At 55.1% G+C, this 15,472-nt stretch carries 14 protein-coding genes; all 14 read left to right on the top strand.

The features are described from left to right. Positions 1 to 178: 178 nt before the first annotated feature. Positions 179 to 2,116, top strand: a complete 1,938-nt coding sequence (thrS, locus tag AC3Y2E_RS03055) for a threonine--tRNA ligase (RefSeq protein ID WP_379207002.1) — start codon at positions 179 to 181, stop codon at positions 2,114 to 2,116. A gap of 340 nt (positions 2,117 to 2,456) precedes the next feature. After that, positions 2,457 to 4,370, top strand: a complete 1,914-nt coding sequence (gene thrS / locus AC3Y2E_RS03050; RefSeq protein ID WP_379207000.1) for a threonine--tRNA ligase — start codon at positions 2,457 to 2,459, stop codon at positions 4,368 to 4,370. A gap of 74 nt (positions 4,371 to 4,444) precedes the next feature. Further along, complete coding sequence (locus tag AC3Y2E_RS03045) at positions 4,445 to 5,188, top strand: 3D domain-containing protein (protein WP_379206998.1); 744 nt, start codon at positions 4,445 to 4,447, stop codon at positions 5,186 to 5,188. Between the two features lie 150 nt (positions 5,189 to 5,338). Beyond that, complete coding sequence (locus tag AC3Y2E_RS03040) at positions 5,339 to 5,869, top strand: RNA polymerase sigma factor (RefSeq protein ID WP_332075132.1); 531 nt, start codon at positions 5,339 to 5,341, stop codon at positions 5,867 to 5,869. Positions 5,870 to 5,946: 77 nt separating this feature from the next. Next, positions 5,947 to 6,087: a hypothetical protein gene (locus tag AC3Y2E_RS03035; RefSeq protein ID WP_379206995.1), complete on the top strand. Its 141-nt coding sequence runs from the start codon at positions 5,947 to 5,949 to the stop codon at positions 6,085 to 6,087. Between the two features lie 241 nt (positions 6,088 to 6,328). Continuing rightward, the gene (gene liaF, locus AC3Y2E_RS03030; protein WP_379206993.1) at positions 6,329 to 7,345 is read left to right on the top strand and encodes a cell wall-active antibiotics response protein LiaF; all 1,017 of its coding nucleotides are present in this window, start codon (positions 6,329 to 6,331) and stop codon (positions 7,343 to 7,345) included. Continuing rightward, positions 7,342 to 8,418 carry a HAMP domain-containing sensor histidine kinase gene (locus AC3Y2E_RS03025; RefSeq protein ID WP_379206991.1) on the top strand — a complete coding sequence of 359 codons (1,077 nt, stop codon included), beginning with the start codon at positions 7,342 to 7,344 and terminating at the stop codon, positions 8,416 to 8,418. Before liaF ends, AC3Y2E_RS03025 begins: the two co-directional genes overlap by 4 nt. After that, complete coding sequence (locus AC3Y2E_RS03020) at positions 8,415 to 9,089, top strand: response regulator (RefSeq protein ID WP_379206989.1); 675 nt, start codon at positions 8,415 to 8,417, stop codon at positions 9,087 to 9,089. The genes AC3Y2E_RS03025 and AC3Y2E_RS03020 overlap by 4 nt, the downstream gene beginning before the upstream one ends. 64 nt (positions 9,090 to 9,153) lie before the next feature. Then, positions 9,154 to 9,567, top strand: a complete 414-nt coding sequence (locus AC3Y2E_RS03015) for a YugN family protein (protein ID WP_379206987.1) — start codon at positions 9,154 to 9,156, stop codon at positions 9,565 to 9,567. A 187-nt stretch (positions 9,568 to 9,754) separates the two neighbouring features. Next, complete coding sequence (locus AC3Y2E_RS03010) at positions 9,755 to 11,299, top strand: S1C family serine protease (protein ID WP_379206985.1); 1,545 nt, start codon at positions 9,755 to 9,757, stop codon at positions 11,297 to 11,299. A 154-nt stretch (positions 11,300 to 11,453) separates the two neighbouring features. Further along, positions 11,454 to 12,140, top strand: a complete 687-nt coding sequence (locus tag AC3Y2E_RS03005) for a response regulator transcription factor (protein WP_332075125.1) — start codon at positions 11,454 to 11,456, stop codon at positions 12,138 to 12,140. Positions 12,141 to 12,143: 3 nt separating this feature from the next. Next, entirely contained in the window at positions 12,144 to 13,613 is a 1,470-nt protein-coding gene (locus AC3Y2E_RS03000; protein ID WP_379206982.1) for a sensor histidine kinase, read from the top strand. 65 nt (positions 13,614 to 13,678) lie between these two features. Further along, the gene (locus AC3Y2E_RS02995; protein WP_379206980.1) at positions 13,679 to 14,629 is read left to right on the top strand and encodes a 4-hydroxy-3-methylbut-2-enyl diphosphate reductase; all 951 of its coding nucleotides are present in this window, start codon (positions 13,679 to 13,681) and stop codon (positions 14,627 to 14,629) included. Positions 14,630 to 14,640: 11 nt separating this feature from the next. After that, entirely contained in the window at positions 14,641 to 15,198 is a 558-nt protein-coding gene (locus tag AC3Y2E_RS02990; protein WP_379206978.1) for a DUF2062 domain-containing protein, read from the top strand. Positions 15,199 to 15,472: the final 274 nt, after the last annotated feature.

The raw sequence follows: 15,472 nt of genomic DNA, 5'->3' as shown, positions 1-15,472 counted from the left end.
TCTCATCCCCGTTACCGGATGCCATAAGGTTTCGTCTGCCAAGACCGGCAGCGAAGCGAATTAGGGTGGAACCACGAGAACAAACACGCTCGTCCCTTGCGGGATCAGCGTGTTTTTTGTTGTTTCGCCAAGTCCAACAACCGGTCCCTAACCGGGCACAAGCAGGAGGAAAACGAAAATGTCGATCAAGATCACCTTGCCGGACGGAGCGGTCCGGGAATACGCAGCCGGGAGCACCATCGAAGACGTAGCGGGATCGATCAGCTCTGGACTGAAAAAAAACGCGGTAGCCGGTAAAGTGGACGGCAAAGTCGTCGACTTGAACCACAAGCTGGAAGGCGATGCGAAAATAGAAATCGTGACGCTCGATTCCGACGACGGACTCGAAGTGTACCGCCACAGTACGGCGCACTTGATGGCGCAGGCGCTTAAGCGGATATACGGCGATAAGGGCGTGAAGCTCGGCATCGGTCCGGTTATCGAAGACGGCTTTTACTACGATATCGATCTGGAGCAGCCGGTCTCCTCGGAAGATCTGGAGAAGATCGAGAAGGAAATGGAGAAGATCACCCAGGAGAACTTGCCGATCGTCCGCCGCGAAGTAAGCCGCGAAGAAGCGATCCGCATCTTCGAAGAGATGGAAGACCCGCTGAAGCTGGAGCTTATCCGCGATCTGCCCCAGGATTCGGTCATTACGATTTACGATCAGGGCGAGTTTTTCGATTTGTGTCGGGGGCCGCACTTACCTTCGACCGGACGGATCAAGGCGTTTAAGCTGCTCAGCGTAGCAGGCGCTTACTGGCGCGGAGATTCCAAAAACAAAATGCTTCAGCGCATCTACGGGACCGCATTTCCGAAAAAGGCGCAGCTGGACGAGCATCTCGTATTGCTCGAGGAAGCGAAGAAACGCGACCATCGCCGGATCGGCAAAGATTTGAAGATGTTTACGTTCTCCAAGGAAGTCGGCCAAGGATTGCCGCTGTGGCTGCCCAAAGGCGCGAAGCTCCGCCGTCTGATCGAACGGTACATCGTCGATCTGGAAGAGTCGCTTGGTTACGACCATGTGTATACGCCGGTGCTCGGCAGCGTCGAATTGTACAAAATATCGGGCCACTGGGAGCACTATCAGGAAGATATGTTCCCGAAAATGGAGCTGGACAACGAGGAGCTCGTCCTTCGTCCGATGAACTGCCCGCACCATATGATGATTTACAAAAGCGATCTGAGAAGCTACCGCGATCTGCCGATCCGCGTAGCCGAGCTGGGCACGATGCACCGCTACGAGATGTCGGGCGCCCTGACCGGTCTTCACCGCGTACGCGCCATGACGCTGAACGACGCCCACATCTTCTGCCGTCCGGATCAGATCAAGGAAGAGTTTGCGCGCGTCATCGGCCTGATCCGTCAAGTGTACGAAGACTTCGGCATCAAAGACTACCGCTTCCGTCTGTCGTACCGAGATCCGAACGACACCGAGAAATATTTCCCGGACGACGCGATGTGGGAAATGTCCCAGCGCATGCTGAAGGAAGTCGTCGAGGAGATGAACCTTCCTTACTTCGAAGCGGAAGGCGAAGCGGCGTTTTACGGACCGAAGCTCGACGTGCAGATCCGCACCGCGCTTAAAAAGGAAGAAACGCTGTCGACCGCGCAGCTTGATTTCCTGCTGCCGGAGCGGTTCGGCCTCGAATATGTCGGCGAAGACGGCAACAAGCACCGTCCGGTTGTCATTCACCGCGGGATCGTGAGCACGATGGAGCGAATGACGGCGTTCCTCCTGGAAAACTTCGTAGGCGCACTGCCGACCTGGCTGTCCCCGGTTCAGGCCGTGGTCATCCCGGTATCCGACAAATTCGACGACTACGCGAAGCAAACGGTTGAGCGTCTGCTTGCCGCCGGCGTCCGCGCCGAAGCGGATCTGCGCAACGAGAAGCTCGGTTACAAAATCCGCGAGGCGCAGCTCGAGAAGACGCCTTATATGCTCGTTGTCGGCGAGAATGAAGTGAACAACGGAACGCTCTCCGTACGCAAGCGCGGCGAAGGCGATATCGGGGCTCATGCGACCGATGCCGTAGTCGCTATGATCACCGAAGAAATTCGCAGCAAAAAAGCTTAATGAGGTTGTTCACGCACTTAATAATACAGGCAATGACCAAAGACATGAATGCCGGCAAAGCTTCCCAGAGAGAGGGGAACAGGTGAGAGCCCCTCAAGCCGCAGCCGGACATTTACCGCTTTGCAGCCGCTATGGCCAACGGACGGACCGCTCTTTAGGGCCCCGTCTCATTAGCTGCAGCCGCCTCATCCCCGTTACCGGATGCCGTAAGGTAACGCACGCTTGCCGGTGAAGGAAGCGGCGGTACGAACTTAGGGTGGAACCACGAGACACGCGCTCGTCCCTTTCCGAGGGATGGGCGTGTTTTTTTGTTCTCATAAACCAATAGGAGGAATATCAAATGTCGATTCAAGTGGAATTGCCGGACGGGTCTGTAAGGGAGTATGCGCCCGGTACGACTGTCGCTGAAGTGGCCGGGTCGATCAGCTCTTCCTTAAAGAAGCTTGCAGTTGCCGGTAAAGTAGACGGCAAATTAGTGGATTTGAGCTGCAGGCTTGAAAGCAGCGCGAAGGTTGAGATTATTGCGCTGGATAGTGCCGAAGGACTCGAGGTCTATCGTCACAGTACGGCGCATCTGATGGCGCAGGCGCTCAAGCGGATCTACGGGAACAAGGAAGTCAAGCTGGGGATCGGCCCGGTTATCCAGGACGGCTTTTATTACGATGTCGATCTGGCCGAACCGTTGTCCTCAGACGCTCTCGGGAAGATCGAAGCGGAGATGGCGAGCATCGTCCGGGAAAACTTGCCGATCGAGCGCAGGGAAGTAAGCCGGGAAGAAGCGCTGCGAATATTCGGCGAGCTGGAGGACCAGCTGAAGCTGGAGCTGATCCGCGATCTTCCGGAAGACGCGGTCATCACGGTGTATGCCCAAGGGGAGTTTATCGACCTGTGCCGGGGGCCGCACTTGCCATCTACGGGGCGGATCAAGGCGTTCAAGCTGCAAAGCGTGGCGGGCGCATACTGGCGCGGAGACGCGAACAACAAGATGCTGCAGCGTATTTACGGAACGTCGTTCCCGAAACAGGAACAATTGGATGAGCACCTTGCGATGCTCGAAGAGGCGAAGAAGCGGGATCACCGCAAGCTTGGCAAAGAGCTCGGTCTGTTTATGTTTTCCGAGGAAGCTCCGGGCATGCCGTTTTATATGCCGAAGGGGGCGGTGATCCGCAACGAGCTGGAGCAGTATTCGCGGCGCCTGCAGGCGGAGCACGGTTATGAAGAGGTGCGCACTCCGTTTATGATGAACCGGCGGATGTGGGAAGAGTCGGGACACTGGGACCATTACCGCGACAATATGTACTTCTGCGAAGTTGACGATACGACGTTCGCCTTGAAGCCGATGAACTGCCCGGGTCATATGATCATCTACAAAGGCGCGATGCATTCGTACCGGGATTTGCCGATCCGGATGTCCGAGTTCGGCCAAGTGCACCGGCACGAGTTTTCCGGCAGTTTGAGCGGTATGATGCGGGTGAGAACGTTTTGTCAAGACGATGCCCATATTTTCGCCCGGCCGGACCAGATCGAAGACGAGATCGGGAAGGTGATCGATCTGATCGGCCATATGTATCAAGCGTTCGGTTTTGAATATACGATGGAGCTGTCCACGAGACCCGAGCAGTCCATGGGCTCGGAGGAACTCTGGGAGCAGGCGGAGTCGGCGCTCCGCAGCGTTCTGGATAAGCGGAACGTCCCATACCGGCTGAATGAAGGCGACGGCGCTTTTTACGGGCCGAAGATCGATTTCCATGTCCGCGACGCGATTAAGCGGAGCTGGCAGTGTGCGACGATCCAGCTCGATTTTCAAATGCCGGAGAAGTTCGACCTCACTTATGTGGACGAATCGAACCGCAAGATTCGCCCTGTCGTCATTCACCGTGCGGTGTACGGCTCGATGGACCGGTTCATTGGCATATTGACGGAGCATTACGCCGGAGCTTTCCCGGTGTGGCTGTCGCCGGTGCAGGCGGTCGTTATTCCGGTGTCGGATAAATATAACGATTATGCTGGGGAGACGGTGCAGCGGATGCGGTCGGCGGGCATTCGGGCCGAGTCGGACTTGCGCGGCGAGAAGTTGGGTTACAAGATCCGGGAGGCCCAGCTTCAGAAAATCCCTTACATGCTCGTCGTAGGCGAGAACGAGGAACGCGACGTTACAGTCTCGGTCCGCAAGCGGGACGGAAGCGACCTCGGCTGCTTCCCGGCTGATGTTGTTCCCGGCATGATCCAGGAGGATGTGCTGCACAAAAGATAACGGAAACGGATTTTTCGCATAGGCTGATCCGGATCGGGGCATCCTCTTCTTTGTAAGGGGAGGTAACCCATATCATGTTATCATCGAAAGTACGACTGTCCAGACGATTTTGGGCGGCGCTGCTGATGGCGCTGCTGCTGGCAGTAGGAGGGACGATGGAAAGCCGGTCGGACGGCGGATACGCCCGGTCCGCAGCAGCCCGGGCCAGCTTATCAGCCGGCATCGGCGCCGCAGCGCCGCCGGAGGAACAGACCGGCCAGCCGGATGACCCGGCGCAAACAGCGGCGGCTTCCGCTTCCGCGTCTTCCAGCGACACGGTTATCGAACGATTGTCGAAGCTCAAGTCCCGGCAAGAGCTGATCGAAAAAAATAAACAGTTCCCGATGCTTCACGCCGATCCGTCCCAGTTTCTGGAGACGGTTGAGGTTGTAGCTACCGGCTATTACGCCGGAGTCGAATCGACCGGCAAACGTCCCGGACATCCGCAATACGGCATTACGTACTCCGGCGTCAAGGTGCAGCAGGGCGTGCTGTCGACGATCGCCGCCGATCCGAAGGTGTTCCCCTTGGGAACGATTCTGTACATCCCCGGATACGGATATGGCATCGTAGCCGACACCGGCTCTGCGATCAAAGGCTTTAAGATCGACTTGTATTACAAGACGAAAGATCAGATTTACAAAGAATGGGGCAAAAAAACGGTTAACGTATTTGTCGTCAAACGGGGCGAAGGACGCGTCCGGGAAGAAACTTTACAGCAATGGAACGACATCTGGTCCGAGGTTTCCACTCGAAAAGTGAGTTCTATTGCCTTATAATGCAAGATTTAGAAGAAACGGATACTCCGCGTGTCGAAAACGGGATATTCGTTTCTTTTATTTTTACCTATAATATGCTAAAATGTTCCATACGGAAAGCGCATTCATCGCTGCTGGACTATTCCTTTTTTTCTATAGGAGATGATCCTGATGTGGACGAGCTTGATTCAAACGGACCAAAGCAGCAAGGAGCAGCAAGATGCATTGCTGATGGATGTTTACAAGCAGATGTTCATCGTAACGTATTCGATTATGCGCAACAAGTCAGAAGCGATGGATGCCGTTCAGGAATCTTGGGTCAAAATTTTGCGCAAGCTCGACACGCTGCGCGACCGGGATAAGCTGATGCAGTGGGCCAAAGTAATCGCAACCAACACCGCCTATAACATGATCAAGCGTAAAGTTGCCGTTTCGCTTTGTTCGCCGGAGGAGGACGGGATGGTCCTGGCTTCATCCGAAGGGGTTGAAGACCGGGTGCTGCGCAACATTATTTTCGAGGAAATTGCCAAGCTGGAGGAGAAGACGAGACAAATTTTAACATACAAATTTTATTACGATTTGAAAGACAAGGAGATCGCGGAGCGGATGGATTTGCCGCTCGGCACCGTCAAAGCCCGCATCCACCGCGGCAAGGAGCAGCTGAGGGCGATGCTGAACGACCCGATGCTGAAGCCGGACTGAGGTTTAGGACTTCGGCTGATCCCTTACATAATTTCTGCCCCTCCATCAAATAATACAATACGTGGAGGTGAGTGGACATGGCGAAAAACAACAGAAACAACCAACAAAACCAGCAAAATCAGCAAAACAATAACGCTGAGTTTGCTGAAGAAGTAACTGCGCGCGCTAACAACAAAAACGCAAAAAACAACGCGAACGCAAACGCAAACCGCGAGTAAACATACGACAGCAAAAGGTTGTCCCCGAGATCTAGCGATCCGGGGACGGCCTTTTTTTGTTTCTTATTCCAGATCGACGTTAGCCATCAATCCCCCGCCGCAACACGACCTTCGCCAAGTATCATATCCGTCTCGAGACCGAGAACGATTTCAATCCGCCGACTCTATATTTCCCGCTCGAATTCTCATACAATGAAAGTACGGAAAAGGGTGACAAACCCAAAGCATGGAGGAATGTATCATGAGAAGCGACTTTTGGAGCAAGGCGATCGGCGGTTTCGTGCTGATCGGGATCGGCGTTTTGTTTCTGCTGAACCAGATCGACATTATCGATATGGACCTGGGATACATCATTTCGCATTTCTGGCCGTTGGTGCTGATCTTTATCGGACTGAGTGGCATTCTTTCGCAGCGCAGCCTCCATCGGGGCGGCGGAGGAGGGTTCATATGGGGACTGTTCATGATCGCCCTGGGACTCGTATTCCTGAACAACAATTTCGGATGGATTCCCGGCTTCGGCATCTCCGATCTGATCAAGTTTGCGATTCCCGTCATTCTGATTCTGGTGGGACTCCGGATCTTGTTCCGCAGACGCGAGCCGCAGCAGGAGCCGCCCTACACGCCCAAAGACTGGCAGCCGTACTCCAGTCTGGATCAACAGGATGCTCCCGATCCCCGGATGAACGAGCCGCGCGAACATGCCGATCCGTCGTTCGCCCCTCCGCCCCCGCCTCCTCCGCCGGCCTGGTCCGACGACCGCGATGAGCGGCGCAGAGCCAGACGGGACTGGAGACAGCAGAAGCGGGATTGGAAGCATGAGTGGAAACACGAGTGGAAAGAAAACTTCGGCCACCACGACTACAGCTGCTCCGGCAAAGGGGTCGACAACCGTCACAATTTTATCGGCGACATCCATATCGGAAGCGATTATTGGCAACTGAAGCCGCTTAACATCTCCCATTTCGTAGGAGATACCGTGATCGACCTGACGCGTGCGGACATTCCGTTCGGCGATACGACGATCAACATATCCGCCTTTGTCGGCGACGTAAAAGTGTTCGTGCCCAATGACGTGCAGGTGGGCGTCAGCGTCCGGATCTCGGCCTTTATCGGGGATATGAGCGTGTTCAACCGCCGCGAAGGCGGGCTGTTCCGCAATATGAACGAAGAAACGGTCCAATATCGGGATGCCGAGAAGCGGATTCGGATCAACGTCAGCACATTCGTCGGAGATGTGAGGGTGAAGCGGGTCGGATGAATCGGTTAAGCAGATCGAGCAATATCAAATGGCAGTTGTTAAGTTATTTTCTGGCGGCGCTCGCGATCGTAACGGGCGGAATGGGCGCAGGCTGGCTCCTGTGGCGCGATGCGCTCTCGGACAACAATATTTGGGTTGAATACGTGTTATTGCTGGTAGCGTCGGGCATAGCGATCTGTTATATGATCGTCACCCGGTATCAGCGCAAAATCGATACGCTGCATCTGGCCATCCTGCAACTGGCCAGCGGCAACTTGGGAGAAAGGATCCGTCCTCTGGGCATGGATCCGTTCGACCGTATATACAATGATTTTAACGTGATGGCTTCATCGCTCGAGAAGAGGGTCAAGCTGCTGCAGAAGGTCGGAGAAGAAAACGTGATGCTCCAGGCGGAGTCGAACGAGGCGGCGGTGATCGAGGAACGGAAGCGGCTTGCCCGGGATTTGCACGATACGGTCAGCCAGCAAATGTTCGCGATCCATATGTCCGCCTCTTCGCTCGCCAAGATGGTGCAGCGCGGGCAGACCGAATCGGTGGCGCCAATTCTGGAGCAGCTGGTTACGATGTCGAATTTGACGCAGAAGCAGCTCCGGGGGATGATCGCCCAGCTGAGGCCGATCGAGCTGGAGGGCAAACGGCTGTCCGAAGCGCTCGACAAATGGTTTCCCGATTATTGCAGGCAAAACGGGCTGCAGGGCAGCATCGATATCCGGCTGGACGGGCCGCTCTCCGACGGCATCGAGCACCAGCTGTTCCTGATCGTCCAGGAAGGGATGGCCAATGTGGTCAAGCACGCGTCGGCGCGCCACGTCGAGCTGGCGCTTCACGATAACGGCAATCAGTACGTGCTGCAGATGAACGATGACGGCCAAGGTTTCTCCAGCGATTCGATCCGCATGAACTCCTACGGACTGTCGACGATGCGGGAGCGGGCGCAGAAGCTGGGAGGAGAGATGGACATCTGGAGCAAGAGCGGGGCCGGAACCCGGATCAAGATCAGCATCCCTAAATTTATGGATGAGGATGAATCCGGCGGCGGGCAATCTGAAACGGAACAGGAGCAATCGGAATGACGGACCAGATGAAAATTATGATTGTCGACGATCACGATATGGTAAGGCTCGGATTGAAGACGTATTTATCGCTGGAGGGCGATTTCGTTATTACCGGCGAAGCGGCGAACGGCAGAGACGCACTGACGAGGCTGAAGGAGACAAGCGAGGAAAATCTGCCCGATCTGATCCTGATGGATCTGATGATGCCGATTATGGACGGAGTTGAAACGACACGGGAAGTCACCCGGCTTTATCCGGCGATTAAAGTTATCTTGCTGACCAGCTTCCTGGAGGATGAGAAAGTGCTTCAGGCCGTAGAAGCCGGTGCGGTTACCTACGTGCTGAAGACCGTTTCCTCCGACGAGCTCGCACACGTCGTCCGCAGTTCGCTGCGCGGCCTGCAAGTGATGAATGCCGAGGTGTCCCAGGCGCTGACCCGGGGATTGCGCCAAAGATCGACCCAGTCCGGACAAGACAACGGCGAAGGGCTGACCAGCCGGGAGAAGGAAGTGTTGCTGCTCATCGCGGACGGCAAGTCGAACAAAGATATTTCCGAGGAGCTGCACATCAGCATCAAAACGGTAAAAACGCATGTCAGCAACCTCCTTATGAAGTGCGAGGTGGAGGACCGTACGCAGCTGGCCATCTATGCCCACCGGAAAGGATGGAGCGGCAATCCCGACGCTTAGATGGAAGAAGGGATAAATTTTGCCGGTTTGGCCCAAGCTATTGGAAAAAGCGAAGGAGCCAGCCATGAAGCCGATACCATCCGCTCTTGAGAGCCGTACGGACCATTTCGATCATGTCAGGGACCATGTCCAGCAGTTTCAATTTACGCTCGGAGGCAACTGGGATTACACGCAGGGATGCTTCGACCGGGCGCTGGACGAAGAGCACAAAGTATGGCTGCGCTTGCCGTTCGAGGTGACCCGCGGCCGTCTGGAAGGCGCAGAGACCTCCAATCCGGGGACGATGATTTTGATGGGCACGCCGTTTGTGCTGAAACATATTTACAACGAAGGACTCGATTCGGAAGCGGTCCCGCGTACATACGGGGCGCTGATCGACCAGTTTCAGGACCCGGTCGACAAGGACGCGAGCGTGGAAGAACATTGGGTGACTCAAGCGAAGGAGCTGCTTCGCGAGGTGGAACAGGGGCTGGTATAGCCCCTTTTCGGCGTTTTCAGGTTTATCGTTTCTCGTTGTGACAAGATCCCTAGGGTACACGGCTTTTTTAGATTCCTTTTAGTTTGTTTTAAGGTTCGTTTAAGGTTGCGGGTGCAATATATAGACATAAGGAACAGCACCACACGTTAACCGCCAGGGAGAACGAATCCGGAGGAGGAGATCTACAATGGACAACAACAAACGCGATTACAGCGACTTCTTCAAGCCGCAGGACGATACCCCTAACCGCAGCGCCCATGACGACGGGCAGAACGATCATAAAACCGAGAAGCCTTCGTACTACTATTCGTACGGACCTTTCAAATCGATTCCCGAAGAGCAGGGAGAGACGACGACCGCTTCATCCGAGCGGGGAACGTCGCAGGTGGAGATAACGGCGCCGCGCCCGGTGCGTCCGTACTTCGGTTATTCGCCCGAACAGGACCGCCACATGCAGTCCGTCGCTCCGTCGCAAAACCAGTGGGAGTACAATAACGCCAAGAAAAAATCTTCCTTCAAGTCGTACTTCTCGGCTTTTATGGCTGGAGCCGTACTTGTAGGGGGTCTGATGTTCGCATCCGACAAAATGGATCTGTTCGGCGGCTCCGGGGCGATCCCGACCGTGAATGGCAGTGGTTCTGGTATCGTGAACAAAGCGAACGGAAGCGGCGGCAACGGAGGAGCGACTACCGCAGCGCTCGATTCGGTCGTACGGCCGGGGAACATCTCCGAGATCGTCAACTATGCGAGCCCGGCTGTCGTTAAGATCAACACGTACGTCAAAGCGAGCAATCGTTCGAGAAGCAGCACGAACAACGATATTTTCAACTTCTTCTTCGGGGATGGCCAGCGTCAACAGCAGCCTAATAATAACGGCAATCAGCGCCAGTCCGCAGGAATGGGCTCCGGCTTTATTTTCGACAAGGAAGGCTATATTTTGACGAACGAGCATGTCCTGAACGGGGCCGACGAAATCGAAGTCGAGGTTCAAGGCTACAGCGAGCCGTTTAAAGCGAAGCTGCTCGGGTCGGAATACAGTCTGGACCTGGCCGTGCTCAAGATCGAGAAGAAGGACGGCAAAGACTTCAGCTTCCTGGAAATGGGCAGCTCCGATGATATCGCCGTAGGCGAATGGGTCGTGGCGATCGGCAACCCGTACGGCTTCGACCATACGGTAACCGTAGGCGTGCTGAGCGCGAAGGAACGCCCGATCGATATCCCGGACAGCCAGGGTACGCGCGAATACAAACATTTGCTGCAAACCGACGCTTCGATCAACCCGGGCAACTCCGGTGGCCCTCTGCTCAATCTGAAAGGGCAAGTTGTCGGGATCAACACGGCGGTCAGCGCCCAGGCGCAAGGAATCGGCTTCGCCATTCCGACCAGCACGGTCACCTCGGTGCTGGAGAACTTGAAAAACAACGTGAAAATTCCGATTCCTTATGTCGGCGTCGGCATCCAGGACATTCAGCCGAACTGGGTGCAGGAATTCAAGCTTGAAAATACGGACGGCGTCATCGTAGGCTCCATTACGCAAGGCGGACCTGCCGAGAAAGCGGATATTCAACCGGGCGACGTCATTATCGACATCAACGGCGAGAAGGTTCAAAACGTCGAGAAATTCCGGGAGAAAATCAAAAGCATGAAAGTCGGCGATAAAGTGACGATGACGATCGTGCGGAGCGGATCGAAACTGACGACCGCCGTGACGCTCGGCGACATGAACAAATAATCCCGGATACGCGGGCGATGCGAGGGGAAGCAGGTCGGGACGAACGAACGTTCCGCTGCTTTCCTTTTTTTGATGCGGCCGTTTGCGTTCGTATTCGGGCGTATTATACGATAGAAGGATAAGAAGCTATTGGATGGGCAGGAGGGTGAGCCGCTTGAGAGAGCATATTTTGGTTATAGACGATGACGATAAAATTACATCGATGCTGCGCCGGTCGCTTGCGTTCGAAGGGTATTCGGTCGTAACGGCGAACAACGGGGCGGAAGGACTGAAGCAGATGCTGGCTCTGGAGCCGAATCTGCTCATCCTGGACGTGATGATGCCGCATATGGACGGATGGGAAGTATGCCGCCGCGTACGCGAGGGCGGGAGTCAGGTGCCGATTCTGATGCTGACGGCGAAGGACGAGATTGCCGACCGGGTGAAGGGGCTCGATCTCGGCGCCGATGATTATCTGGTGAAGCCGTTTGCCCTGGAGGAGCTGCTGGCCCGGGTCCGTTCCTTGCTGCGCCGCCGCGGAGGGGCTGAGGAACAGCGGACGAATCGAATCCAGTACGATGATATTTTGCTGGATCTGGACACCCGGGAGGTATTCCGCGCGGAGCGGCTCGTCGAGCTGACGACCAAGGAGTTCGAGCTGCTGCATCTGTTCATGCAAAATCCGAAGCGGGTGCTGTCGCGGGATACGATTATGGAGAAAATATGGGGCTACGACTACAGCGGCGAGTCGAACGTGCTTGAGGTATACATCGCCCTGCTGCGCCAAAAGCTGGAGGAGCACGGGGAGAAGCGGATCATTCAGACGGTTCGGGGAGCGGGCTACGTGCTGAGAGGGGAATGACGGATGTCGATACGTCTGCGGTTGACGCTTTGGTATTCGGGTATATTGGCTGCTACTATTCTCGTATTCGGGGTTGCCCTGTATACGTTTTTGTCCTATAAAATGCGAACCGACTTGCGAAACGAATTGGTCATTCAGGCCCAAGAAGTGAATCGGGAAATCCGTGGATTCGGTTTCCTTTACAGCTTGCCGGATCTTCGCGAATTCAAGTCTTCCGGTATTTACATGCAGAGCATATCTATCCAGGGCCAAGTCAAACGATCGAGCAATTTGAACAGCAACTTGCCTTATTCAGAAGAAAACATCAATTTGGCACTGCAAGGCAAAGGGTCGTACCAGATGATCCAAATCGGCCAATTCAAGTTGCTAATGTATTATAGTCCGCTTGTGCTCGAAGGCTCTTTGGTAGGTGTTTTGCAGGTGGCGACCCAAGTCGATGATGTGGAGCAGTTTTTGAATAATCTGAAGCTTATCCTTATTTTTGTTGGGTTAATGGCCATTTTTCTCGCTGCTTCGGCCGGCTGGTTTTTGTCCCGCAAGGCGCTGAAGCCGATCGAAAACGTCATCACCGCCGCGAACGCGATCGAGAAAAGCGCCGACTTGGACAAGCGGATCGACTATAACGGGCCGAAGGATGAGATCGGCCGGCTGACGGATACGATTAACGGCATGTTGTCGCGTATCCAGATTATGTATTCGGAGCTGGATGACGCTTACCGGGCGCAGCGGCGGTTCGTGTCGGACGCTTCGCATGAGCTGCGTACGCCGCTTACGACGATTCGCGGCAATGTCGATTTTCTTGAGAAAATGTGGAAGGCGTTGCCGGCGATTGAGGGCAGGAGACCGGATGGCGATCTTCCGGCCCGACCGGCCGGAGAGGAAAGCGTGGAGCTTTCGCTGGAAGCGATGCACGACATCGCCTCAGAGGCGGAGCGGATGAGCCGGCTCGTCAACGATATGCTGTCCCTGGCGCGGGCCGATGCGGGGTTTTCGATGAACCGGGAAACGGTCGAGCTAAAGCCGCTAGTGGACGAGGTCATCCGCCGGGCGCAGTTTTTGCCGCGCACCGCGGAGTGGGTGATCGGCGATCTGGAGCCGCTGGAGGGCGCCGCCGTAAGCGGCAACAAAGATTATTTGCAGCAGCTGATGTTTATCCTGATTGAGAATGCGTTCAAATATACTGATGAAGGCAAGGTCGAACTTGATGCTTTGCGGATGGGCGGGCAAGTCGGACTCCGGATCAGCGATACGGGAATCGGAATGGATAAGGACGAGATCCCGCATATTTTCGAACGGTTTTACCGGGCCGATCCGTCCCGCGGCAAGAAGGCCGGCACCGGCCTCGGCCTCTCGATCGCCAAATGGATTATCGATCAACACGGCGGGTCGATCGAGGTGAAGACGCGCAAGGACGAAGGGACCACATTTGTCGTCTGGCTGCCGCTGCTCGGTTCACTTCCCTCTACGGAATGAATGCGATATAATAGATGGAATATTTGACTTCCCGGACTATCCGGTGCGAAAGCAGGCGATGACTGATGGAAGTGTTGAAAATATCTCCGAGAGGCTATTGTTACGGTGTCGTAGACGCCATGGTGCTGGCCCGTCAGACGGCCCGCAACCTCGATTTGCCCCGGCCGATCTATATATTGGGTATGATTGTGCATAATAGTCATGTAACCGAAGCTTTTGAGGACGACGGTATCATTACGCTTGATGGGGAGAACCGTCTTGAAATATTGGACCAAATCGATAAAGGTACGGTTATTTTTACCGCTCACGGAGTATCGCCCGAAGTACGCCGCCGCGCTAGAGAGAAAGGATTAACCGTCGTCGATGCGACTTGTCCCGACGTCACGAAGACGCATGACCTGATTCGCGAGAAGACGGAGCAGGGGTACAAGATTATTTATATCGGCAAAAAAGGGCATCCCGAGCCGGAAGGCGCGATCGGCATCGCTCCGGAGCATGTGCATCTGATCGAGAAGGAAGAGGAAATCGACCGGCTTGAGCTTAGCGCCGACCGGATCATCATTACGAACCAGACGACGATGAGCCAGTGGGACATCCGTCACATCATGAGCCGGCTGATCGGGAAATTTCCGCAGGCCGAGATTCACAACGAAATTTGTCTCGCTACCCAGGTTCGCCAGGAGGCGGTCGCGGAGCAGGCGAAGGAGGCCGACCTCGTCATCGTCGTCGGCGACCCGCGCAGCAACAACTCCAACCGGCTCGCGCAAGTATCGGAGGAAATTGCCGGAACGAAAGCGTACCGGGTATCCGACGTATCGGAGATCCAGAAGGAATGGCTGCTCGGCATTCGCAAAGTCGGCGTAACCTCGGGCGCTTCGACGCCAACCCCGATTACGAAGGAAGTCATTACGTATCTGGAACAGTTCGATCCGGAAGCTCCCGAGACATGGGAAATCAAGCGGACGATCAATAAGAGCAAGCTGCTGCCGCCGGTCAAAGTAAACACCAAAGAATAGGATGATGAGCCGTGCCGGAGCAAGTCAAGCGTCGAACAACAACCGATAACAATACGTTTCTGCGCAAGTATGTTCGGGGACTGGGCCGCTGGTTCAAGTACCAGTACTTGCTGCTGACGCGCGCAAAAGGCGGGGCCGCGATCGTGGCCATGGGGTTCTCGATCGGCCTCGCGATAGAGATGTTCACGCTGCCTACGTTCGGGCTTGCGTTTTTCCTCATCTTCCCGCTCGTTTACTTGCTTCGGGCTAGTCTCGCCGCAGCTTTGATCGGCTTTGTATTCGGTAAAATCATCTACATTCCGGTCGCTTTCCTGAATGCGAAGGTCGGCGGACTTCTGGTACCGGACCGGTTCGACGAATGGCTTGCCGTGCTGCCACATTGGATCGGCAAGGCGCTGGCCGTCAACGCGAAGCTGATCGCCGGGGGGATCGTCGACGGGGCGATATTGGCGGCAGTGCTGTATATGCCGCTCAAATATGTGCTGGAGTTATTCGCCAGGAAGCGTACCGAGCGGCGTAAGATGCGCCGGGATCAGCTTGCGCTGGTGTTGAAGGAAACGAATCGTTAACTTGTTTTGGATAGAATTGAATGCAAAAACGCCGAAGACTTGTGCTGACGGCGTTTTTTTGATGAGATCAGAATATTATGTTCTTCACCGTATTAAAGCGAAGATGAGCCCCTAATGTAAGCTAAACCATGCTCTGACGGACATGGTGAGGCTGTCGATTCAATGTGGACAACCAAGTGGAAAGGGAAAAGATTACCTTCTGGCGAGTTTTGTCTGGAATCCCCTACCTTACAATCCTTATTCAATCAAGGGATTCCGGACAACCTGTCTGAGC

This window comes from Paenibacillus sp. MAH-35, from assembly GCF_058135425.1.
Note: the sequence above shows the minus strand (reverse complement) of the source record. Positions and strands in the feature narration are given on the sequence as shown.